Genomic DNA, 22,350 nt, shown 5'->3' with positions numbered 1-22,350 from the left:
TTCCCTACTTTATTGATTTTTTTGCCTTTTCAATTGCCTGGTTCATTTTCTCTTCAGCGTCAAAGATTAAATTTCCATGCCCTACCGCAAGTACAGATGGATTATATGTTAATAATTTTTCAGCAGATTCAATTGCGATTTTTTTGTTCCATGTCCCAAAGCTTGGGAATGGAAAACTCCAACGAATATCTCCTGCTACAGCAATTCCTCCCCTTGATTGGAATGCATCTCCTACAATTAACGTATTATCTCGAATATCTAAAAACGACATCATTCCCGGAGTATGACCGGGTGAGTGAATAGCTTTGATGGAACCTATTTGATCTCCATCTTCTATTAATTGATCTGGTACTGTTTTAATATTCTTTGGAATACTTCCTTTAATGGGCATTTCCCCTTCCCCATTTTCTAACGACAGATCTCCGTTTAAAATCTTTAACTCCCTTTTCGGGATGAAAACTTCCACATCCGGAAGTTCCTCTTTCAACCCATCAAGGGCTCCAATATGATCACTATGAACATGGGTTAAAACAATTTTACGTATCGACTTTCCTAAATGAGAAGCGGTTTTCAATATATCTTTCTTACTAAAAGGTAGGCCTGCATCAATTAAAGTAAAATAATCTTCCTCTTCTACAAAATAACAGTTAACTGGGAAAAAACTAGGTAAAAACGTAAGTTGATAAATATGATTCGCTTTCGTTAATTTCACCATTAACCTCCAAAAACTAATGATATTAGTTTTATTATAACTAATACCATTAGTTTTAGAAAGTGTTTTTTCAGAAATATTTAAAAAATCCTTTGTAAGTACAACAATGGATTTAACAGATTATTACATAAACTATAAGCTTTTAATTCCCTCTTCGATTTGAGTTTGACCAGTGGTTAAATCAAATGCTTTACCAATTGTATTATCATGTTCTAATGCTGCAACGATTGTAGTTGCTACATCTTCACGAGGAATTGAAGCCATCTCAAGATCATTACCCAATTGTATTTTACCAGTTCCCTGCTCATTAACTAATCCCCCAGGGCGAATGATTGTATAATCGAGTCCGCTATTCTCTAACCAGAGATCTGCATAATATTTTGCCGCACTGTAATAAGGTGTACGATCCATCCATCCAGGATGATTGTTTTCGTGCCATTTATGGATACCGATTGCACTAACAATGATAAAACGTTTTACGCCTGCACGTTTCGCAGCCTTCATGGATTTGATTGCTCCGTCCAAGTCAATCATCATTGTTTTATCGGCACCTGTATGTCCTCCTGATCCCGCAGTAAATACAATTGCATCTGTTTCCTTTGCTGCTTCAACAATATGATCAATACTTCCTTCTAAATCTACTAAAACTGTTTGAACACCTTCTTTTTCAAATTTTAGTTGCTGGTCCTTTTTACGTACCATTGCAATTGGATTATGTTTTTCTGATATTTTTAGCTTACTGATTACATGTTGCCCAATTTGACCATTTGCGCCTATGACTAATACATTCATGTGTTGTCTCTCCCTTTCTTAATGAACGAGCTTCATTTGTTTTCATGATATAGACATAAGAGATAAAAAACTAATAATAAGGGTTAGTACTTATACTTTATTTATTCATACATCTAATAAAAAAAGCTACCCCATTAGGAAAATCCGCCTAATGAAATAGCTATTTTTACAACGAGAAATAAAGTTAATACTCTTTTTGTTTCCCTTCTTTAATAGAAGCGTTTGGAGTAAGATCATCATCTTCCACTTTTTGAAAACCTTTATCTAATCTTCCCGCATTTTCAATATCTCCAGAAGCTTTATAGCCACCGACTTCTGCATTGGAAGTTGTTCCAAACAGATCCATTCCACCTAATTCTACGTTCATCCTTTGTTTGTTTTGTTCTTGTTTCTTATTCACTATTTATCACCTCTAAATTGTAATACGCCCAATGAATTGAAAAATATAGTTTTTTCATCTTCCTTGATTATTAGAAGTGTAAAAACAATCATAGTAAGTAACAATAAACATTATTTAAAAGCTTTAAAATTCATCATTTTTTAGTCAGATAACATCTCGTTCTTTTCGTATAATTGGTATCAATGCAAGAACATTCTGAATGATAAACGTTCTTTTACTTTGCTTAAGAAAACAGTACGATTCAAATGTATCATTCGATACTTTGAGAACTTTAATACGGCGTTTTGTAATTTCCCCTGCTTTGGAAATGTACATCATCTCAACTAGTTGATTACGTTTCATTGCCTTCAGTAACTGTTCTTTCATTGATACAACTCCTTTTTCATGAAGCTCGTTCTTGTTTAATTTAAATTATAGAACAAATGTTCCCTATTTTCAATAGTAATTATTGCTAAAAAAGTGTTGGTTTGGTTACAGAACAAATTCGTATAAAATAATAATGATACCTGTTTGTAAGTAAGTCTTTAATATCTACACATCTCTTTTTGTAAACAATCAAACAATCTTCAAGGAAAAAGAAAAAACTTCGAGAAGTCTCCCTCTCAAAGTTTTTCCTTTAAATATCCTTTGGCATAATTTGCTTCATGTTGTTTAAGATCATTTCATCCGTCATTTCCCCAGTAATAATTTTTTCAATCTCGCCTTCAGGGTTTATTAAAAAAGTGGTTGGTAACGGATTGATATTATACGTTGACAACACACTTTTCGATTTATCAATAAGTACTGGGAATGTTAACCCTTTATTTTCTACATACTTTTGGACTGTGAAATCAGTTTCAGCAATATTAATAGCTAATACTTGAATACCATCGTTTTGATATGTTTTATAATAATGATCAATGACTGGAAATTCTCTTTCACACGGTTTACACCATGTCCCCCAAAAGTTGAGAAAAACACCTTGCCCTTTATAATCTGATAGTCGATGGGTATGACCATTCATATCCACTAATTCAAAATCAGGAGCCATATCCCCTTCTTGCAATACTTCAACTTTTTCTTTTGTAAAAGTTGAGTAGATTGTAAATACAATGGCGCCAAACAAAATGACAAGAATAACAGCTCGTAAATAACGACGTTTTTTCTTTTTATCCATGTTCATAATTTCCTTTCAGTATACGTTATTTTCTTTTCCAAAGGACAATCATTGAAATCGTAATGATTGTAAATGCAATCAGTGCTAAAAACGGTATGGTAACGAATCCAAACCAATTAATATATTGGCCAGAACATGGAACACCGCTTGTACATGTATGAAATTCTTGCATGGCTGGAATTTTTTGTATCGTATAATGATAACTTGACATTGCCATTCCGATAATTGATAAAGGTAAAATATATTTGTAAATTTCCTTATCGCTCTTATAGAACGCAATTCCTAATAGAATAACAAGGGGATACATTAAGATCCGTTGATACCAACAGAGGGTACATGGTATAAAACCCATTTGTTCACTAAAAAATAAACTTCCCCCCATCGCAATAATAGAGGTAATCCATGCAAATAATATTGACTTATTGATCATTTTTAGCCGCTTCCTCTACCATTTCTCTAAAATCGTCTAAAGTTTGTCCTGTGAATTTTTCTCCCCCGATATAGATAGTCGGTGTGGAGTTAATACCTAAGCCTTTTGCAATTCCCATGTCATGATCTAGTGCCTTTGTTCCCCCATCATTTTTGAACGCTTCTATTACTTTCTCCGTTTCTTCTAGTGAAGCAACTTCTAATAATATAGCTTTTAAAAACTCTTCGGTTAATACATTCTCTTTTCCTGACGCATTTGTTTGGTTTGCAAATAATAAATCATGGAATTCCCAAAATGTTTCATTACCAAGTTCTTTATATACTGTTTCAGCAAATTGGGCAGAAATCGTTGAATCAAAAGCAATAAATGAATAGTTCATAAAGTAAAATTTGGCTTTTCCCGTTTCAACAAATTCCTCTTTTATAAACGGAACAAATGAACTGTTAAATTCTCCACAGTGGGGACATTTATAATCTCCAAATTCAACAATTTCGACTGGTGCAGATTCTTCTCCTAAAAAAGGCTGCCCTTCGTAATCAATTTTAGCCGATTCGGTTTGAACATTTGTTAACACGATAATACCAATTAAACAAACAGCAATGATGCCGATAATCCAAAATATTTTTTTAGACATTTGAAACACTCCTAATTCAAACTACATAACGTAGTGTAATGGGGTAAAAAATTTACGCTAAAGCGTAAATAAAAAATATGCAAATTAATAGGAAGATAAAGAGTGAAATATAGGACTCTTTCTTAGGAATCTTCCATTCTATATTTTTTAATGGATTCAAAATATACTCAATTCGATAATTTACAGATGTATCTGCAAAGGATACGTATGCAAAAGGCATTTTATGTTGCTTACCTACTTTAATCATTTTCAACAATGCACTACTTAAATAAACCGGTGTATTTTGCCTTTTAATGGCGTAATCATCTGCTAATATTTCTTGAATAATTCGGTATTGTTGGGTAAACCATTGTAAAATCGGAATATACCACATTGTAGAAGCACATAAAGAGATTAAAAATACTTTTAGTGGGTCACGATTTCTATAATGATAAAATTCATGGGATATAACCGAGCGTAATTCTTCTTCCGTTAACAAATTAATTACCCCTGTTGAAATCACAATTTTAGGTTTAATAAACCCCATTGTAATAGCAAGTGGAACTGGGTGCGATATAACAACAATATCGTCCCTTTCCTTTTGATACATTAAATTAAAGTCATTTGTGAGGGTAATATCTTGATATTGTTTAAATTTCCGCTTCAAATTCCAACTATTGATCAGTTGGGAGCCGATTTTCCACATTAAATAAAGTACCGTATAAAAAACGAGTAAATCTAATGCATATCGAAGTGACGAAAGACCAATGGCTTTTAAAAGGCTATGACAAGCAACGACTAAATTGTACTTTGAATTCCAAATACCCATTATCGAAAGGATGTATAATCCCATTTGAACAAAAATAATACTTGATATGGCTAATGGAACTATATATGTAATGGTTGCGCGACGTTTTGACATAGTTATTTTTCCTTTTTTAATTCTTTAATTTTTTGTTCAAGTTTTGATACAAGGTCTTCATCAACATCTTCAAGCGCATCTAACATATGACTGACAACAACAGTCCCGAATTCATCCATTAATTCATGAGTCATTTCCTTCGATTGTTCATTCAAAAAAGATGCTCTCGTTTGAACAGGGGCATAAACAGAAGAACGACCTACCGTTTTTTTTCGAAGAATCCCCTTTTCAACTAGACGATTCATGACGGTCATTACCGTATTAAAATTAGTAGACTTCTCTTTTTCCAACTCAAATTGAACATCTTTAATGGTCATTTCTTTTTCTACATTCCATAATATGTCCATAATTTTTGCTTCAAGCGGTCCAAAAAAGCGGTTTAAGCCACTTTCCTTCATTTTAAATTTTCGAATCAACACGATTTACCACCTCACATTACACATTGTAGTGTTATATTGTTTTTGAGTCAAGAAGTTGTGTTCGTAATTAAATTCAATTGATAATCTATAAAAATAAAAAGATAACGATAGTATTCACTACCGTTATCTTACGAACTTTATTTAAAAAATTTACTTTAAAAAGGAATGATACCTAATACAAGACAAACGATCACCATAACAATTGTCGATCCGAAAGCCCATTTTAAGAAGATGCGTTGGAATTTCCCGAAATCTTCTCCAACCATCCCTACTAATAAATAAGTAGACGGAACTAATGGACTTAATAAATGTACTGGTAAACCTAATAGTGAAGCTCTACCAATTAATGCCGGATCAATGCCATATACAGCTCCTGCTTTAGCAAGTAGCGGTAGGACACCGTAGTAAAAAGCATCGTTTGACATAAAGAAAGTAAAAGGAGCACTAAGGATAGCTGTGATGATAGTAAAATGGGACCCCATAGATTCTGGTATGTATTGGATAACCGAATTAGCCATGGCATCCACCATTGTTGTACCTGAAAGAATACCTGTAAAAATACCTGCTGCAAAAACCATCGATACGACAGACAATGCATTATCCGCATAATTTGCTATACGTTCTTTTTGATCCTTCATTTTTGGATAGTTAACTGTTATTGCAATTGCAAATCCAAGCATGAACAATGCAACTGGTGGTAACAACTCCATAATTAGTGCAACTAATAAAGCAATCGTTAATGCATAATTAAAAATTATCAATTTTGGACGTTTTAAATTGTTCTCATCTACAGTAGCCGTTAATTGAGCGATTGTTTGGTAATCAAATTCAATCACTCCAATTCTCTTTCTTTCCTTTCGACCTAAAATAAACGCCATAAACAGGACAAAAAGAGCCCCGCCGACCATTGCAGGAATAACTGGTGTAAATACTTCAGACATTTCTAAATTTAAAGCGGACATAACACGTGCTGTTGGTCCACCCCAAGGTAATAAATTCATAACCCCAGAAGCAGAAACTGCAATACCCGCTAATAGTATCGGTCTCATTCCAATTCTCTTATATAATGGAAGCATTGCTGAAATAGTAATCATATATGTAGTAGTGCCATCGCCATCTAATGAAATAAGTAAGGCTAATATCGCTGTACCGATGGCAATTTTAACAGGATCACCTTTTACAATTTTAAGAATCGTATTAATGATCGGGTCAAAAACCCCGGCATCAATTAATGTACCAAAATAAAGAATGGCAAATAAAATCATGATCCCTGTTGGTGCTACACTTTTAATTCCGTCTAACATCATCGGTCCCATTTCACTACCGAACCCACCAATTAACGCAAAGACGATTGGGATCATAATCAATGCAATCATTGCTGAAAGTCGTCCGGTCATAATTAGAACCATAAATACAATAATCATTAAAAATCCTAATATAGCTAGCATATTTTTTCTTCTCCCCCTTATGAAGTAAAATAACAATCTACTATTTTCCCTTTAAATAAATTGTAGAGGAGAAAAGTTAGTTTGTAAGCGATTGCAAAATAATGTTTTTTAAGAACATTACGAAACTTTTGTTCATTGTGTTCACGGAATAACGGAATATTATGTCCGAACATGAAAATACAGAAACTTTATTACAATATAAAAAGTGGGCACCATTAAAAGTGCCCACAAATATGTAAAAGGGAATATTATTCTAATATATTACCGCTTTCATTTTTAGTAGATATCGTAATATTAGGTTGCTGTTCACTTAATACATCAATAAAATAATCCGTTGTAATATATAAATGATGTTCCACACAGCAATCTTCTTGTAATGGGAAGGATGGATCTATGCTTCGATACCAAGATAAAAAGCTAGAATTTTCTATTTTAAAAAAAGTAGAGTCATATGTTAATTTAGGTAGACCTAGCGATTCCCTTTTTAAACGAAATTGATCAATTAATATTTCAACATCATGCCTTATAAACTCTTCGAGAATACGAAAATGACGAATAGCGTAATAATTGGATTGACTTTGTTTGTAAGTAAATACATACTCCATTGAACTGTTAAACGTATTAAATTTCAGTACAAAATCACCTTCAAAATGCATAGATACTAGATTCATTGGTGCATGAAATCGATCAAAGGGATTCACTTGAAGTGGTTCCCAAATAAGTAAATCTCCATTTTCTAACATTTTCATCCTCCCTTTCACCATTGAAGAAAATACAATATCTTTAAATTTTACAATATCTTCGTTCAGGTCTTCCAACTACACCATAGACGACTTCTGCTTTACATTCCTTTACAGTGATTAAATATTCTAAATAACGTCTTGCAGTAATTCGAGAAGCGCCAATTTGTTCGCTTACTTGCTCAGCCGATAAACTCGTTTTACTATTCTCCAGAACATTTCTCACTTTTACGAGGGTAATTTCATCAATCCCTTTCGGTAATGCAGTTTCCTTTGTCGTAGTAGAGGGAGCAGATTTTTTCAATATGAGATCAACAAAATCTTGATCTATTTCCTGTTTTGATTGCAAAAGCTGATGTTTATTCAAATACTCTTCAATTGTTTCATTAAACCGTTCCATCTTAACCGGTTTAATTAAAAAATATTCTACTCCGTAATGCAGTGCCTTTGTAAATAGCTCTTTATCGGTTGCTGCTGTAATCATAATAATATCTAAATTCGAAAATTGTTTACGAATGTTAGGTAGCAAATCCGTTCCCAGTTGGTCGGGCATATATACATCAAGTAAAAGTAAATCTGGCTTCTCTTTTTTTAATATTTCAATTGTCTCTTTTCCATTAAGTGCTTTCCCTACAACTTCAATTCCTTCAAAATTTCCTAAAAACTTTTCATGAATAGCTGCTACACGAAAGTCATCTTCTGCGATAACTGCTTTTAATTTCACTGTTTTTCCCCTCCTTGCAGCTGTTTCGGAAGATACACTGTAAATACCGTGTTCTCTTTGCCATTTTGGACTTCAATAATACCGCCTAGTTCTTTTACCGATTTGTCAGCGTTTGACAATCCATATCCCCTTAGGTCTTCCCCTTCTTTTGAACTAAAGCCCCTTTCGAAAAGGGATGGCATATCTTCATCTGCTATTCCTTTTCCATTGTCACTTATTTCAAAAATAATATCCTCACCAATATCTGTCGCGAAAAATTTAATAACTGGTTTTTCTACATCAGAAACAGCTTCAAATGCATTATCTATTATATTTCCAAGTATAAGGGTCAACTGAGAAAGTCTAATATGATCAGGAAGTTTGTCGATATAAGTTTCTGGAGCTATTTCAAATAGTATTTTTTTCTCCGATGCCTTCCCTATTTTCCCTAATAAAATGACTTGAACTTTCGTATCCCTAATTTGTTCAAACACGATTTGGTTCTGAAACTCTAACTCCGTTGTTTCCCCTTGAATCATTTCGATTGCTTCATCATACTCACCTAATTGTAAAAGCCCTGATAGCACATATAATTTATTCGTAAATTCATGGGTTTGCGCCCTTAACTCTTCCGAGTAGGTTTTCATTTCAGAAAGTGTATTTATCATTTGCTCGATTTCTGTTTTTTCACGAAATACAGCAACGACACCATTCACACTTTTTTCATCTTTTATCGGTGTACAACTGACGATTATCGTTTTATTTTTCCATGTTAACTCTTTATCGAATTGGGGCTCTCCTGAATTTAACACATCATATAAATAATTTGATGGAAATAAACCATCGACTTTTAAGTGACGGACAGAACCTTTTATACCAAGTAAACTTTTAGCTCGCTGATTCATGGAAGTAATGATTCCATTTTTGTCAATTGACAAAATTCCTTCTTGTACGGAATGTAATACAGCGTTTTTCACTTTATATAAATTAACAATTTCGTAAGGCTCTAATCCTAAAGTATCTTTTCGAATACTTTTCGCAAGTAAAAAACTTCCTATAATAGATGCAATTAGAGCGGATAACGAAATGACCAATTCTTTTGATATATTTTTAAATATTTGTTTTTCTATATCTTCTACTAAAAATCCAACTGATACGACTCCGATGATGTCACCATTTTGATTAAAAATAGGCGATTTACCTCGCATTGAAAGACCAAGGGAACCACGAGCTTCCGAAATATAATATTCACCCTTTTCAATTGCCCGTTTACTGTCCCCACCTACCATTTTCTTCCCAATTTCTGATTCTTGTGGGTGGGAGTAACGAATCCCTTCCTTATTACCGACTACAATAAACTCTGCTCCAGTTTTTTGACGAATTTTTTCTACTACGGGTTGAATCATTTCCGATGGATTTTCACTTCCAAACGCCTCGATAATTGTTGGCATCATTGAAACGGATTTGGATAGTTCTAATGCTAAGCGACCTCGATCTTCTGCTATTTGTTTACCGTGCATATAGGTAAAATAAGAAGTTAATAGGAGAATAATTAAAAAACTTAATGATAATGTTAATCCTAAAATCTTTGTTTGGATTGATACTCTCCTCATATAACGCATCCTCTTTTAATCATTTATTGTTAATTCTATAAGAATATAAATATTCTATCAATTGATTGCTATTTATAATCTATAAACAATTGGTACATATAAAGAGAGAGATTCAAAAAGATTTCTCCTTCATTAAATTATAGTGAAAAATAAAAAAGCTTGAACAAACAAGCTTTTCATCGTGGGAAGGCATCATTTTTTGATACTCGAATAATGTCTTTTGGAAGGAATTTTTTAAAATATTTTGCAACCATTTCGTGTATGTCTTTTCGATACCACTTGGATAGACCATGCTCTTCAAATAGTTGTGGCATCCCTAATCTTTCTGAACGTTTTCCCATCGCCCCATCCCCAATATTTAATGTGTCAATCCAAATAGTATCCGCTCTTATTTCTAGAACCTTTGGGAAGTCAGGTGTAAATGGTAATACAGGTGAAATGGAAGCTTGTGTGGATATACCCTCTTTACGCAGTTCTTCTAAAGCACGTAAACGTAAATTTATACTAGGAGAAAATGGCGCAAATAATTTCCGAATGTCATCTCGGTCTGTTTCAATTGTCATAGATACGACAACTTTACATTTTTCTTTTAATTTTAGTAACAAGTCCATATCCCTTGTAACTAAAGGGCTACGAGTTTGAATTTGAAGAAAATCGGGTGGAAATTCAATCATTGCTTCTAAAATGCTTCTTGTTATGTGTGCCTTGCGTTCTATCGGCTGATACGGATCTGTTGCTGATGACATAAAAATATTCAAAGGATCTTGTTTCTTCCGAATTTTGATGACTTCCTTACGATAATTTTCCGCTGCATTTAATTTAATATTTAACCATTCACCCCATGGAATTTCGTTGAATTTTTGAATGGGCATTTCCCTTACATAACAGTATTTACATGAAAAGGCGCAACCACTGTACGGATTAAGAGAATGGGTAAATCCAACATCTAGATAACCTTTTGCTTCCGTCAATATTTTCTTTGATAAAATCTCTTTTATTTCAATCCCCATCTATAGACTCCTTTCTCGAAGGATATTATTTTTAGAGAAAAGATTTTAATTTGATTATATAACCCAATAGTGTGTAGCTTTCTAATAAAAATACAATCATATGAAAAAAACTACAAATTTATTGTTTTCCTAATTAAATAAATTCCACATAAAAACTGATCCCTTTCATACAGAAATCAGTTTATTCCTATTATCTCCATTATGGATTCGATGATTGTAATTTTTGTTGGGCAGATTTTTTCATCGACCAAAAATAAGTCAGAATGAAACAACTGAATAATACAAAGGCTCCAAATAAATAGGGTGAATCGATTTTCCAATCATATAACATTCCCGCGCATATCGGACCGACCATGTTCCCTAAACTCATATATGCATTATTCATTCCAGCAGCAAATCCTTGTTCATCCCCCGCCATTTTACTAATTGCTGTATTAACTGCCGGACGAATGAAAGTAGCAGCAATCATGTTTAAAGAGGCAACAGTTAATATTATGAAAAATCCATTTACATAAATTAATAGTACAAGGGTAATCGAGGCTACCACTAAATGAAATAAAATAATTTTCATTTCGCCAAAGCGAAGGAATAATTTATCCATCCAAAACAATTGAAGTATTACACCTGCAAATCCACCAACAGTAAAAATGACTGAAATTAAAAAGGGTGTATATTGAAATTTATCATCTAAATATAGTGACATAGTAGCTTGATAATTGGCAATCCCAAAACTGAATGTAAATACAACGATTAAAAAAACAAAATATGGAACTTTAAAAGAAGAGATTAGTTGATGAAAAGTATTTTGGTTCGGTCTACCTGCTGGCACATTCAATTTTTGTTCAACATTCGGTAAAACAAAATAAGAAACAACTGCCGCAACTAATGCGATTGAACCAGCAAAATAAAATGGGAATTCTAAAGTAATTCCTGATAAACCGCCCCCTATGCTAGGCCCTACTGTAAACCCTAAACTAATTGCTGCGCCGATTAAACTCATACCTTTTCCCCGTTCTCCCAACGGCGTAACATCACCAACATAGGCCAATATTGTTGGCATCACAAACGCAGCGCCAATGCCTGAAATTAATCGTGAAACAAAAAGTAACCATAAAGAATTTGCAAGTCCAAACAATATGAGGGCACTACCGAAAAATATCAAACCTATAATAATAAAATTTTTCCGACCATATTTATCTGATAGTTCACCTATGAAAGGAGATAAAACAAACTGTGCGAAAGAAAAGGTGGCAATTAATAAACCATATATCCTTCCCCCTGCATCAAACATTTCTAAATATGCCGGCATTACAGGGACAATGATTCCTAATCCGCCCATCGTAATAAACATACAAAACATTAATAAATATAAAGTAAACTTATAGTGACCAGGCATGGTACACATCCTTTTTGTTCAATGAGAAGAAGTTGTAAATATCCCTAAACAATGAGATGTTTACAACTTCCTTATCATGAAACACTCTTTTAGTTAAACCTTTGTTTAATTACAAATGAAGACCTTCTTTTAAATAAAAAGTTTTACTATCTTATATTTAATATTCTTACTATCGAAAAAGTATGATACCCTTCTTAAAAATACGATTCACTTTTTATTTTCGTTATTCTTACCCTAATACTGGCGAAGGATAATCAAATAAATGCTTACCATAAGCATCTATCGCATCTTCGTATAAAGATGTGACATGGGTTCCAATTGCCAATAGATCACGGGTAATTATTTCCACAATCCCGACGTACCATATAAAATAGGTATAAGTAAGCAATTTTCAAATTTAACAAACTTTATCGATCATTTACATCAATCAAAGCGAGCAGCTTTGTTACCCCGTTCGCAAAATATTATTCAATTTGAGGAACTTGGTTTACTTGGTAATTTTCTATCCAATTCGAATATAGAAAGCATTCGACAGACTGCACAAAATGAATTAGGGAAATTAATATGCGAAGATAATAAAAATAAAGATTTACTTTATTCCCTTTATATTTATTTAGTGAATGGAAGACATCTTGAAAAAACGATGAAAGACTTATCCTTATCAATGGGTGGAATCCAATATCGAATTAGAAAAATAGAAGAATTAACAGGTAAAAATTTAAAAGACTTTCATACAGCTTCCTATCTATTGTTATTAATAGAATCCCTATTAACATTAGGTGAGTTGACATGGGATCATTAATTTAAAATGATATAATCTAAAGAAAGAATAGTACTAGATTTCTTTTGGAAAGGAAAAAGCCGGGATATATAATCCGGCTTTTATATTAAAAGACATGAGTTAATATAAAACTGAACTCATATCAAACATTATTATTGCTAAACAAAGGAGCATTTTTTTCATGGCTGACCATTAATTAATTAACTATGCTCTACTTTCACTCGTTTAATAAAGAAAGAAATAACTAAACCAATTACAACCACAATAATAGCAAAAGTAAATGATCTGTGTAAACCTTCTGTAAATGCTAATAAAGGATTTAGTGGATTCGTTGCATCTACAGGATTACTTAAATAATCATTAGTTCCTGACGATAATAATGAAATTGCAATTGCTGTACCGATTGCTCCAGCTACTTGTTGCAAAGTATTCATAACAGCTGTTCCATGTGGATATAACTCTGGTGGCAATTGATTTAATCCATTCGTTTGCGCTGGCATCATAATCATTGATACACCAATCATTAAAACAATCAGTAAACCTATAATGAAACCTTTGGAAGTATCTAGGTCAATTGTAGAAAAACCAAATAATGTTGCCATTACTAATACGAAACCGGGAATTACTAGCCACTTAGGTCCAAATCGATCAAAAAGTCCACCCATTAATGGGGATAGCAATCCATTCATTAATCCACCTGGCAGTAAAAGTAATCCTGCTGTAAATGTGCTAAGTGCAAGTACAGTCTGTAAATACAGTGGTAATAGGATCATAGAAGAAAGCATCACCATCATAACGATAACTATAAGAATTAAACCAATTACAAACATAGGATATTTAAATACACTTAAATTCATAATTGGCTGCTTCATTGTTAACTGACGAATAGCAAATAATAATAAACCTAGGACACCTGATACTAAGGCAATGATTACTTCTAAACTGCCCCAACCTCCACCTTCTCCTGCACTACTAAATCCATAAACAATTCCTCCAAAAGCAATTGTGGATAATAGGATAGATAAAATATCAATTTTTGGTTTAGTTGGTGTTGTAACATTTTGCATAAAGAAACTTCCAAATACAATTGCTACAATTAATAACGGTAATGAAATCCAGAAAATCCAATGCCAAGTTAACCATTTTAAAATTAAGCCTGAAATTGTTGGCCCCACAGCTGGTGCAAAGCTAATCACCAATCCCATTAAACCCATAATTTTACCACGATTTTGCGGTGGAATTAGGACAAGGATGGTATTAAACATAAGAGGTAATAATAGTGCTGTCCCTACTGCCTGAATGACACGAGCGATCATTAAAACCGTAAAGCTTGGTGCAAGAGCAGCAATAAAAGTACCAATAATCGAAAAAATAAGAGAAGTGATAAATAATTGTCTAGTCGAAAACCATTGTAAAATTAGACCTGAAACGGGAACTAATATCCCCAACGTTAATAAATAACCAGTTGTTAACCACTGGACAGTAGTTTCATTAATTCCAAAATCAGTAATAAGACTATTTAATGCCATATTCAATGCCGTTTCACTGAAAAGTCCAATAAAGCCCGCGATTAGGAACGAAACGATAATAGGTACTGTTCTAATATTATTTTTTGCAATGGTCGAACCATTGTTTGCGGACATGTCTATGTTCATCATTTTTACCCCCTTTAATTGTTATGAAAATCATGTTCTTAAAAGTAATGCTATTGGTGTAGGGTTAAAGCCTATATATTTTCTTTTTTTACTTGTATCATATGTAAAACACCTTTCAAATCCTTTATTTCTTATGTGTTTCATAAAGTTCCGCCATCTTTACTAAATAGCTAATACATCCCATAATAACTAAAGTGTAGATGTTTTCTGTCAAATAAAGCATAATTGTAGTGCTTTTCTTCCATACTCCGAGTTGATTATACTTGTATGGAATAAAAAAGTATACAAAAAATAACAAGTTTTACAAGTACTTCATAAAAAAATAAATTGTCGTAATTTAACTCAACCATAAATATTATTTTTACCATAACAAAGAAAATAATTAGTTCATCGGTTTTTATAATCAAAAAAATCTCCTGATTTTCAACTCTTGCCCACGCACTCTGTTACACCTCAATAGCCCTTATATAATTTAACACAATGATCCTCACATATTAAAATTTATTGCTCCTGTCATTCTGAAATAAATTGAAAAAGGCGCTTCTTATAAAAGAATAGCGCCCGATTAATAACTTTAAAGAATTTTTCACTCTTATATTTCCTCTATTTCCAGTTTTTAAGCATCTTTCGAATATATATAATTTGACCGATGTGATAGGCATTATGAGTTGAAACATTCCCAAGCACTTGCCACCACTTTACAACTTCTGGGAAACCTTTTACATCAGATTCAATCTTTTCATCAGTTAATAACTTTTCCCACCGTATAAGCACTTCTAATAGTTGTTTTTTTTAAATCGTTAAAAATAAAATTTTCAGGAATTATAAAACTATTATCATTATTTCCTATTGAAGGAACAGCATCAACATGCGATGCTTCGTACCTTGTTTGCCATGTTTGATTCCAATAAAGTAAATGTTGCACGTTTTCAGCAATACTATTACTATCTTCGTTTGGCTTCCAAAAGGCTTGCTCCTCAGACAAATTTTCTACAGCAACTGAAAAAGGTTCATACCAACTGGGGTCATTTGCATTTGCTAATAATTGATCCGTTAAAATATCTTTTGCATGAACTATATCCAACACTCCCTTACCTTTAAATTAGTATCATACATATCTATACAATGTCATCTTATTCTACAAAGTAACTCAAATGTCCTCTTTTATTCGAACTAGAGTACATCTAAGGTTTATTACTAATTTCAATTCTCATATTTACATTTCACATGAAAATGAAGATGGCTTTATAAAGACTGGAAATAAAAAAGAACGCTATTTCTATTTTAGAAATGCGTCCTTTATTAAAATATCAACATCTAACATACTTCCGTTTGAATCCAAGTCTATCCTTTTCTTTTTGTTTTTGAATATTTTCATAAGCATTTAAGTAACTAGATTTTTTGCTATCCCTTTTTACTTCTACAATTCCTACTTCCTCAGCAATTAAAAGAGCTTTTTCATGTAATGGTAAATAGGAAGTTCCTACAGTGTATAAAAAATTATTCATTGCCGATTTCGTTCTTTCTGGTGAATGATGGATAGTATTTTTTACCAAATCAAGCATACGAGAAATTTTACTTTCGGAAAATTCATTGTCTTTAAGACTTCCTAAAAGCCAACAGTAACAGCTCCAACCTGCCGACATTCTCAACTCATCACCACTGGCAATCCATTTATCAGCAACGTCTTGAGCAATGGCTGATTCTGATAAAGTAACTGCCACTACATAATCGGACAACATATAAAAATAGGCATCGTCCATCCAACGATCATAATCCAATTCCGTCATACCATTTGGGTCTGCAATAATACCGGCAAAATACATTGCATCATAGTTTCCCGTTGCATATAGTTGTTCTGCTAAAGGTTGATTTATTTTTATTTTCTTTGCAATAGGTTTCATAGCACCGGTTGCGACGCCAAAAAGAGGCTCACGGGCACCGTTAGATATGTACATTTTCTTCGTTCGTTCTTTACCTAGGGATTCTAGTTCCATCATAACGGTTTCAAAATCCATCGTTGTATTTCCTCCTTTAATAGATTCCTTTTGTAATCAACTAGACTATTGTTTAAGGTCTTTTCATACTTCTTAATTTCACTATAATCCAAGTGTACCTTTAAATAACTTACAAATTTTATTTATTTCAACAGTACCATATTCTATCGTACATTTACGATTAAATCTGCGACGATTATATAAAAATAGTTAATTAAAGATTTAAAACCTTCATAAGTTGGAAATAATAGGAACAAAAGGTGTGTAAACAATTTAAAATAAGATGGTAAAAATGTAGAAATGAATTACCGCTTTAAGATTGGTAATTATTTCTAGACTCAAATCAAAGTGTAGCCTATTCTATTGATTTCTATAATACCTTTGTAGCATAAATCCATTATTACTGCTAAAATCATATAGTTAGATATAGTAACTGTATATATAAAGGAGTATTCATTGATGAATATAGTATTAACAACTTTAAACGCCAAATATATCCATACCAACTTGGCGTTACGATATTTGAAAGGATCAGCTAGACCAGAATTTGATCCGACAATTGTTGAATATACGATAAAAGACCCTGCATTTAACATCGTGTCCGATCTTTATCAATACAAGCCGGATGTTGTTGGATTTAGCTGTTATATTTGGAATATCGAAGAAACAATTCGCGTCATTCGAATGCTTAAAACCGTATCGCCACAAACAAAAATTGTTTTAGGTGGGCCTGAAGTTTCCTATGATGTCCATGATTGGATACGTCGACTACCAGAAGTAGACTTTATCGTATTGGGTGAAGGTGAAGTATCTTTTAAACAATTATTAAAATATTTCAATGGTGAAATCGCCATCGAAGATGTACCGGGAATTTGTTATTTACAAGAGGGCAAAATGAAAATCCATGCCCAACCGAAAAAAGTTGATCTACGTGAACTTCCTAGTCCATTCCGTTTCGAAGAAGATCTTCCCCATCTTGGTAAGCGAATTCAATATATCGAAACAAGTCGTGGCTGTCCGTTCTCTTGTCAATTTTGTTTATCTTCTATTGAAGTAGGCGTCCGTTACTTTAATCGGGAAAAAATTAAAGAGGATATAAGGTACTTAATGGCCCATGGTGCAAAAACGATTAAATTTGTCGATCGTACCTTTAACATTAGTCGTAGTTATGCAATGGAAATGTTCCAATTTTTAATCGATGAACATGTGCCTGGTGTCGTTTTCCAATTTGAAATAACAGCAGACATTATGCGTCCAGAAGTAATTCAATTTTTAAATGACAATGCACCAAGAGGTTTATTCCGCTTTGAAATTGGTGTTCAATCAACAAACGATTTAACTAATGAACTTGTTAAACGTCGTCAAAACTTTGAAAAACTGAAACGTACAGTAACCATGGTTAAAGAAGGTGGCAAAATCGATCAACATTTAGATTTAATCGCCGGTCTCCCAGAAGAAGACTATAATAGCTTCCGACAAACCTTTAACGATGTATTTGCGATGCGACCTGAAGAGTTACAGCTTGGATTTTTAAAACTTTTACGTGGGACAGGTCTGCGTGTAGAGGCACAAAAATATGGTTATACGTATGTCGATGTGGCACCTTATGAAATTTTCTCTAATAACGTGTTAACTTTTGATGATATTGTTCGAATTAAACAGGCAGAAGATGTACTTGAGAAATATTGGAATGATCATCGAATGGATAATACAATTGAATACCTCGTAACGGAAAGTTTTGAAACTCCCTTTGATTTCTTCCAAAACTTCGGTACTTATTGGGAAGAAAAAGGGTGGTCCCGAATTGGGCACCAGCTCGAAGATTTGTTTAAAAGGTTAGAAGCGTTTTTAGCTACTCAACCTAATGTAAATCTTGATATCGTTCGCAGTTTAATGCAGCTTGATTATTTATCAAAACAACAATTCCAACCGCGAAAATTATGGTGGGATGAACGGGTTTCACGGGAAGAACAAAAAGAAATATACAATATATTAAAGGAAAATCCAACCCTTGCCGGTGAAGAATTTACCCAATTTGACCTTAGTGAAAAGGCATTCTTTAAACATTCTTTATTGATTCCTTTTGCACTAGATTATGAAGCTTTCAAAAATGGACAAATTGTAGTGAAAGAAGGATATTTACTCGCTTACTTCCGCGCTGGAATGGAGCCTTATTTTGCAACTCTTGAAAAAGTACATGCATAATTTAAGAATTTTACAAGCAGAGATCGAATTAACAATTCCCCCAAGAAGCTACAGCATTAAGTTTATTAACAAAAAACAGTTGGAGAACAGGTCTCCAACTGTTTTTATTTTATTCAGGAATATATGGTAATTCTAAATTTTTTGGAATATTAATGACATGGGTTTCAGTATAAGATTTTAATCCTTCTTCCCCATATTCCCTTCCTACTCCGGATTGTTTTACGCCTCCGAATGGGAACCGAACATCTAACCCTTGAACAGCAGCTGTATTAATCATTGTTGTACCAGCTTCAATGCGACGTGCTACTTTAATAGCATGTTCTTCCTCACCCCAAACCGAACTTGTTAAACCATAAATACTTTCATTGTGTAACTCGATAACTTGTTCTTCATCATCGAAAGGAAGAATTGGTACAGTTGGGCCAAATTGTTCTTCTACAACAATCGGATCATGGTAATCTGCACCTAATACAAGGGTCGGTTGTAGGAAATAACCATTATCCATTAATTCAGGATTTAATACTTCCCCTAACGGAATTATTTTAGCCCCTTTATTTTTTGCATCTTCAATTAAACTTTTTACGTATTTCACTTGATTTTTATTATTAACCGGACCTACTGTAACGTCTGGATGGAAAGGATCTCCTACTCGAATCCATTTATTTGCCGCCTCAATATATTTTTCAACAAAAGCATCATAAATGGAGCGGTGCACATAGACTCTTTTTGCAATCATACAAATTTGTCCTGCAGTTAAGAAATTCGAAATAACCATTCGACGTAATGCACGTTCGTCGTTAACATCAAAGTCGTCCAACACGATCGCAGCATCATTTCCACCGAGTTCTAATGTCATTTTTTTGATTGTTTCTGAAGCGGATTTCATTATGTGCTTAGCAGTGTTTGTCCCACCTGTAAAGGCGATTTTCGCTACTTTCGGATTTGATGTTAACTCAATTCCTACTTCCGCATCCCCGTTAACTAAATTTAACACACCTGGTGGGAATTCATTGGCAATTATTTCTGTTACACGACTAACTGCTAACGGAGCAAAAGGACTTGGTTTTAAAACCATTGTATTCCCTGTTAAAAGTGCTGGTGCAATTTTAATCGTTGATAAGGAAATTGGATAGTTCCATGGTGTAATGGCAGATACAACACCGATTGGATCAAAGGTAATAATCGTTCTACCATTTTCATGTTCCTTAACTTCTGGCGTTACTACCTTTTTCACATGGTCACAAGCAAATTCCATCCACATGATGGATATAGCAATTTCTCCTTTTGCATCATAAAGAGCTTTACCATGTTCACGGGATAATAATTCGGCTATTTCATCTGTCGAATCCTTTAATTTTTGAATAGCACGTTTCATTCGTTCTATTCGATCATCTACATCAGTCCAAGCCCAATTTTTAAAGGCGTTATATGCTGCATCGATTGCTTGAATCGTTTCTTCTTTTGTATTATTTGGAGCATAACCTACAATTTCATCTGGATGAGTTGGGTTTTCCCTCGGAATTGTCTTTTCCGTTTTAATTTTTTCCCCATTAATTATTGCATGAACTGTAATTGGTTCCTTAGTCATTGTGTATTACCTCCATAACTTTTTACTTTTTAACACAATTATGTTCTACCATAATTGTGTTACGATTATATACCTTACAATTTTCAATTACGAATTATTTGCTTCTTCAACTATTTCTACTAACCATTCTTTTAATTCTACAAAGCGATGACTTTCGGGCTTTGAATTTGTTCCAACAATTATCATCGGAACGAGTGAATCAATTTTATGAAGGGAACCGTGAGCTCCCCCTCCTGCATGATCATGACTATGTTCCTCGATAAATTCATAATGCGGTTTGGCATCTACAATAATAAAACGACCTGGATTTGAATGTAGAGCACCATGAAGTCGAGCTAGAGCATCTGGATACGCATTAAATTGAATAGTTCCTTCATGATCAAAATTTAAATCTAATACAGTTAAACCCCCTTCCAACTGCCAACTTTGTCCATAACTATCTTTAAATGATCCATCCGGATAAAAGGAGAGTAAATCATTTTGATTAGGATTTATTACATAATTACGATCTGCTTCCTTCCAAGCTATAAAGCCAATCCGTTCATCTTTCTTTAACTTTCCAACGATTTCATCTATCGATAATTTATCATCATTTAAATAGATGTAAGCCATTCGTTCATTAATGGCAATAGCAATTTGACCATTCCGTTTATCACCATCCCAAAAGCTATAGCCATTTAACAGTTTATTTAAATCAATCAAACCTTTTTTCTTATCCTTTTCCACTAAAGATTGAGCACTATCGCCCATTATAATCCAAGTAACTTCTTGAATTGCTTTATCCCATGAAGAGAAGTTATTTAACAGTTTTTGAAGGGATTCATCTGCCTTTTCAATAGCCGATAAATCATCTGGACCGTTTCGATGTAAAGTCGCGTCGGCATCAGGAAGATAAGCAAGGGTAAAGGAAGGTAATTTATGTTGTTCAATTAAATAGTTCAATTCATTAACCGTAAATTCATTATTAACACCCATTCGATCCCAAAGAAACTTTTGACGATCATTTTGGGGATTCAATTGAGATAAAGCGCCTAAAGACAAAATTGTAGGACCAACTACCTCAACATTTTTTGGCAATAAATTAAGCCACGTAACCATCTTCGGAACATTTAATAGGTGACGTTCGTTTCCTCGAAAAAGAAGCCCGTTAATAGAAGCACTTTGTAAATTTCTATTGTCCAACTCCTCATGAATCGTTAAAACCTCTTTATTTAAATGGTCATTATTTAAATGAATAATACTATCTTTCGTGACATTTCGTATACCATTGTTCCAGATTTCAGCTAAACCACTTCCATAACTAATCATTCGATTTTCCTTTTGATTAAACCAAATTAAACCGGGAATACGATGCTCGTTAGCGTAAGTACCTGTTAAAATCGTACTATCAATCGTTACGGACATCGTTGGATAGGAACTAACAAAATCTGAATAAAACGTTCCATTTTTAATTAAAAATTCTAGTGCTGGTGCCTTTCCTTGATCAATTGCTTTTTGAAGCGATTCGGTCATAAGAGAATCGACTGTAATAAAAATAACGGGTTTCTTATTCGTTTGAATCTCAATATCATCTATATCCTTAGTTTTTGACATGGATAACGATAAAACAAATATTCCTAAAATGACAAAGATACCAACAACTGTAAATAAAATTTTACGCAGCATATTAAACACCTTTTAAATGAATTTCTATTATTATGGTTTAAAGGTTCATTCAACATGCTTAAAAAAAGAAAAAACTATACTCCGTAATGTTAGATTATTTCTAGC

At 33.4% G+C, this 22,350-nt stretch carries 21 protein-coding genes and 1 pseudogene; 2 read left to right on the top strand and 20 right to left on the bottom strand.

Annotated features, from left to right (window positions below):
• Positions 1-4: 4 nt before the first annotated feature.
• From ACH0B5_RS11845 to ACH0B5_RS11775, 15 genes are all read right to left on the bottom strand, one after another.
• Entirely contained in the window at positions 5-712 is a 708-nt protein-coding gene (locus ACH0B5_RS11845) for an MBL fold metallo-hydrolase (RefSeq protein ID WP_122970549.1), read from the bottom strand.
• Positions 713-844: 132 nt separating this feature from the next.
• A complete protein-coding gene (locus ACH0B5_RS11840) occupies positions 845-1,504 on the bottom strand; it encodes an SDR family oxidoreductase (protein WP_406927857.1) in 660 nt (219 codons plus the stop codon).
• Positions 1,505-1,688: 184 nt separating this feature from the next.
• On the bottom strand, positions 1,689-1,904 hold the full coding sequence (locus ACH0B5_RS11835) for a hypothetical protein (protein ID WP_122970547.1): 216 nt from the start codon (positions 1,902-1,904) through the stop codon (positions 1,689-1,691).
• A 144-nt stretch (positions 1,905-2,048) separates the two neighbouring features.
• Positions 2,049-2,270: a transcriptional regulator gene (locus tag ACH0B5_RS11830; RefSeq protein ID WP_122970546.1), complete on the bottom strand. Its 222-nt coding sequence runs from the start codon at positions 2,268-2,270 to the stop codon at positions 2,049-2,051.
• 250 nt (positions 2,271-2,520) lie between these two features.
• On the bottom strand, positions 2,521-3,060 hold the full coding sequence (resA, locus tag ACH0B5_RS11825; RefSeq protein WP_406927856.1) for a thiol-disulfide oxidoreductase ResA: 540 nt from the start codon (positions 3,058-3,060) through the stop codon (positions 2,521-2,523).
• Between the two features lie 25 nt (positions 3,061-3,085).
• Entirely contained in the window at positions 3,086-3,487 is a 402-nt protein-coding gene (locus tag ACH0B5_RS11820; RefSeq protein ID WP_341362966.1) for a disulfide oxidoreductase, read from the bottom strand.
• Positions 3,480-4,124, bottom strand: a complete 645-nt coding sequence (locus tag ACH0B5_RS11815; RefSeq protein ID WP_406927855.1) for a DsbA family protein — start codon at positions 4,122-4,124, stop codon at positions 3,480-3,482. Before ACH0B5_RS11815 ends, ACH0B5_RS11820 begins: the two co-directional genes overlap by 8 nt.
• Before the next feature lie 52 nt (positions 4,125-4,176).
• Positions 4,177-5,025: a M56 family metallopeptidase gene (locus ACH0B5_RS11810; protein ID WP_341362169.1), complete on the bottom strand. Its 849-nt coding sequence runs from the start codon at positions 5,023-5,025 to the stop codon at positions 4,177-4,179.
• Between the two features lie 2 nt (positions 5,026-5,027).
• Complete coding sequence (locus ACH0B5_RS11805) at positions 5,028-5,444, bottom strand: BlaI/MecI/CopY family transcriptional regulator (RefSeq protein WP_122970542.1); 417 nt, start codon at positions 5,442-5,444, stop codon at positions 5,028-5,030.
• Positions 5,445-5,599: 155 nt separating this feature from the next.
• Positions 5,600-6,892: a CitMHS family transporter gene (locus tag ACH0B5_RS11800; protein WP_406927854.1), complete on the bottom strand. Its 1,293-nt coding sequence runs from the start codon at positions 6,890-6,892 to the stop codon at positions 5,600-5,602.
• 248 nt (positions 6,893-7,140) lie between these two features.
• Positions 7,141-7,635 (bottom strand): hypothetical protein, encoded by a 495-nt coding sequence (locus ACH0B5_RS11795; protein ID WP_122970540.1) that lies wholly within the window; start codon positions 7,633-7,635, stop codon positions 7,141-7,143.
• Positions 7,636-7,675: 40 nt separating this feature from the next.
• Positions 7,676-8,356: a response regulator gene (locus tag ACH0B5_RS11790; RefSeq protein WP_122970539.1), complete on the bottom strand. Its 681-nt coding sequence runs from the start codon at positions 8,354-8,356 to the stop codon at positions 7,676-7,678.
• The gene (locus tag ACH0B5_RS11785; RefSeq protein ID WP_406927853.1) at positions 8,353-9,948 is read right to left on the bottom strand and encodes an ATP-binding protein; all 1,596 of its coding nucleotides are present in this window, start codon (positions 9,946-9,948) and stop codon (positions 8,353-8,355) included. The genes ACH0B5_RS11790 and ACH0B5_RS11785 overlap by 4 nt, the downstream gene beginning before the upstream one ends.
• Positions 9,949-10,124: 176 nt before the next feature.
• A complete protein-coding gene (locus tag ACH0B5_RS11780; protein WP_122970537.1) occupies positions 10,125-10,958 on the bottom strand; it encodes an SPL family radical SAM protein in 834 nt (277 codons plus the stop codon).
• 199 nt (positions 10,959-11,157) lie between these two features.
• Positions 11,158-12,354 (bottom strand): MFS transporter, encoded by a 1,197-nt coding sequence (locus ACH0B5_RS11775; protein ID WP_406927852.1) that lies wholly within the window; start codon positions 12,352-12,354, stop codon positions 11,158-11,160.
• Between the two features lie 442 nt (positions 12,355-12,796).
• Between ACH0B5_RS11775 and ACH0B5_RS11770 the strand changes: the two genes are divergently transcribed.
• Positions 12,797-13,156 (top strand): helix-turn-helix domain-containing protein, encoded by a 360-nt coding sequence (locus ACH0B5_RS11770; protein ID WP_341362175.1) that lies wholly within the window; start codon positions 12,797-12,799, stop codon positions 13,154-13,156.
• Positions 13,157-13,335: 179 nt separating this feature from the next.
• On the opposite strand, the gene ACH0B5_RS11765 is transcribed toward ACH0B5_RS11770, so the two are convergent.
• The 3 genes and pseudogenes from ACH0B5_RS11765 to ACH0B5_RS11755 all read right to left on the bottom strand — a co-directional run bounded on the left by ACH0B5_RS11765 (position 13,336) and on the right by ACH0B5_RS11755 (position 16,808).
• On the bottom strand, positions 13,336-14,778 hold the full coding sequence (locus ACH0B5_RS11765; RefSeq protein WP_406927864.1) for a DHA2 family efflux MFS transporter permease subunit: 1,443 nt from the start codon (positions 14,776-14,778) through the stop codon (positions 13,336-13,338).
• A 615-nt stretch (positions 14,779-15,393) separates the two neighbouring features.
• Positions 15,394-15,868 (bottom strand): annotated as a pseudogene (locus ACH0B5_RS11760) (DinB family protein).
• 232 nt (positions 15,869-16,100) lie between these two features.
• Positions 16,101-16,808 carry a DNA alkylation repair protein gene (locus tag ACH0B5_RS11755; RefSeq protein ID WP_406927851.1) on the bottom strand — a complete coding sequence of 236 codons (708 nt, stop codon included), beginning with the start codon at positions 16,806-16,808 and terminating at the stop codon, positions 16,101-16,103.
• Between the two features lie 438 nt (positions 16,809-17,246).
• Between ACH0B5_RS11755 and ACH0B5_RS11750 the strand changes: the two genes are divergently transcribed.
• On the top strand, positions 17,247-18,992 hold the full coding sequence (locus tag ACH0B5_RS11750) for a B12-binding domain-containing radical SAM protein (RefSeq protein ID WP_406927850.1): 1,746 nt from the start codon (positions 17,247-17,249) through the stop codon (positions 18,990-18,992).
• 109 nt (positions 18,993-19,101) lie between these two features.
• On the opposite strand, the gene ACH0B5_RS11745 is transcribed toward ACH0B5_RS11750, so the two are convergent.
• Complete coding sequence (locus ACH0B5_RS11745; RefSeq protein WP_122970531.1) at positions 19,102-20,580, bottom strand: aldehyde dehydrogenase family protein; 1,479 nt, start codon at positions 20,578-20,580, stop codon at positions 19,102-19,104.
• Between the two features lie 87 nt (positions 20,581-20,667).
• A complete protein-coding gene (locus ACH0B5_RS11740; protein ID WP_406927849.1) occupies positions 20,668-22,245 on the bottom strand; it encodes an alkaline phosphatase family protein in 1,578 nt (525 codons plus the stop codon).
• Positions 22,246-22,350: the final 105 nt, after the last annotated feature.

The organism is Ureibacillus sp. 179-F W5.1 NHS, assembly GCF_045369345.1.
GTDB lineage: Bacteria > Bacillota > Bacilli > Bacillales_A > Planococcaceae > Ureibacillus > Ureibacillus halotolerans.
Note: the sequence above shows the minus strand (reverse complement) of the source record. Positions and strands in the feature narration are given on the sequence as shown.

Bases quoted from the DNA above. Each gene is read 5' to 3' on its own strand.
- ACH0B5_RS11840 (WP_406927857.1), bottom strand. From the start codon at position 1,504: ATGAATGTATTAGTCATAGGCGCAAATGGTCAAATTGGGCAACATGTA.
- ACH0B5_RS11830 (WP_122970546.1), bottom strand. From the start codon at position 2,270: ATGAAAGAACAGTTACTGAAGGCAATGAAACGTAATCAACTAGTTGAG.
- resA (WP_406927856.1), bottom strand. From the start codon at position 3,060: ATGGATAAAAAGAAAAAACGTCGTTATTTACGAGCTGTTATTCTTGTC.
- ACH0B5_RS11815 (WP_406927855.1), bottom strand. From the start codon at position 4,124: ATGTCTAAAAAAATATTTTGGATTATCGGCATCATTGCTGTTTGTTTA.
- ACH0B5_RS11810 (WP_341362169.1), bottom strand. From the start codon at position 5,025: ATGTCAAAACGTCGCGCAACCATTACATATATAGTTCCATTAGCCATA.
- ACH0B5_RS11800 (WP_406927854.1), bottom strand. From the start codon at position 6,892: ATGCTAGCTATATTAGGATTTTTAATGATTATTGTATTTATGGTTCTA.
- ACH0B5_RS11795 (WP_122970540.1), bottom strand. From the start codon at position 7,635: ATGTTAGAAAATGGAGATTTACTTATTTGGGAACCACTTCAAGTGAAT.
- ACH0B5_RS11785 (WP_406927853.1), bottom strand. From the start codon at position 9,948: ATGAGGAGAGTATCAATCCAAACAAAGATTTTAGGATTAACATTATCA.
- ACH0B5_RS11780 (WP_122970537.1), bottom strand. From the start codon at position 10,958: ATGGGGATTGAAATAAAAGAGATTTTATCAAAGAAAATATTGACGGAA.
- ACH0B5_RS11775 (WP_406927852.1), bottom strand. From the start codon at position 12,354: ATGCCTGGTCACTATAAGTTTACTTTATATTTATTAATGTTTTGTATG.
- ACH0B5_RS11765 (WP_406927864.1), bottom strand. From the start codon at position 14,778: ATGTCCGCAAACAATGGTTCGACCATTGCAAAAAATAATATTAGAACA.
- ACH0B5_RS11755 (WP_406927851.1), bottom strand. From the start codon at position 16,808: ATGGATTTTGAAACCGTTATGATGGAACTAGAATCCCTAGGTAAAGAA.
- ACH0B5_RS11750 (WP_406927850.1), top strand. From the start codon at position 17,247: ATGAATATAGTATTAACAACTTTAAACGCCAAATATATCCATACCAAC.
- ACH0B5_RS11745 (WP_122970531.1), bottom strand. From the start codon at position 20,580: ATGACTAAGGAACCAATTACAGTTCATGCAATAATTAATGGGGAAAAA.
- ACH0B5_RS11740 (WP_406927849.1), bottom strand. From the start codon at position 22,245: ATGCTGCGTAAAATTTTATTTACAGTTGTTGGTATCTTTGTCATTTTA.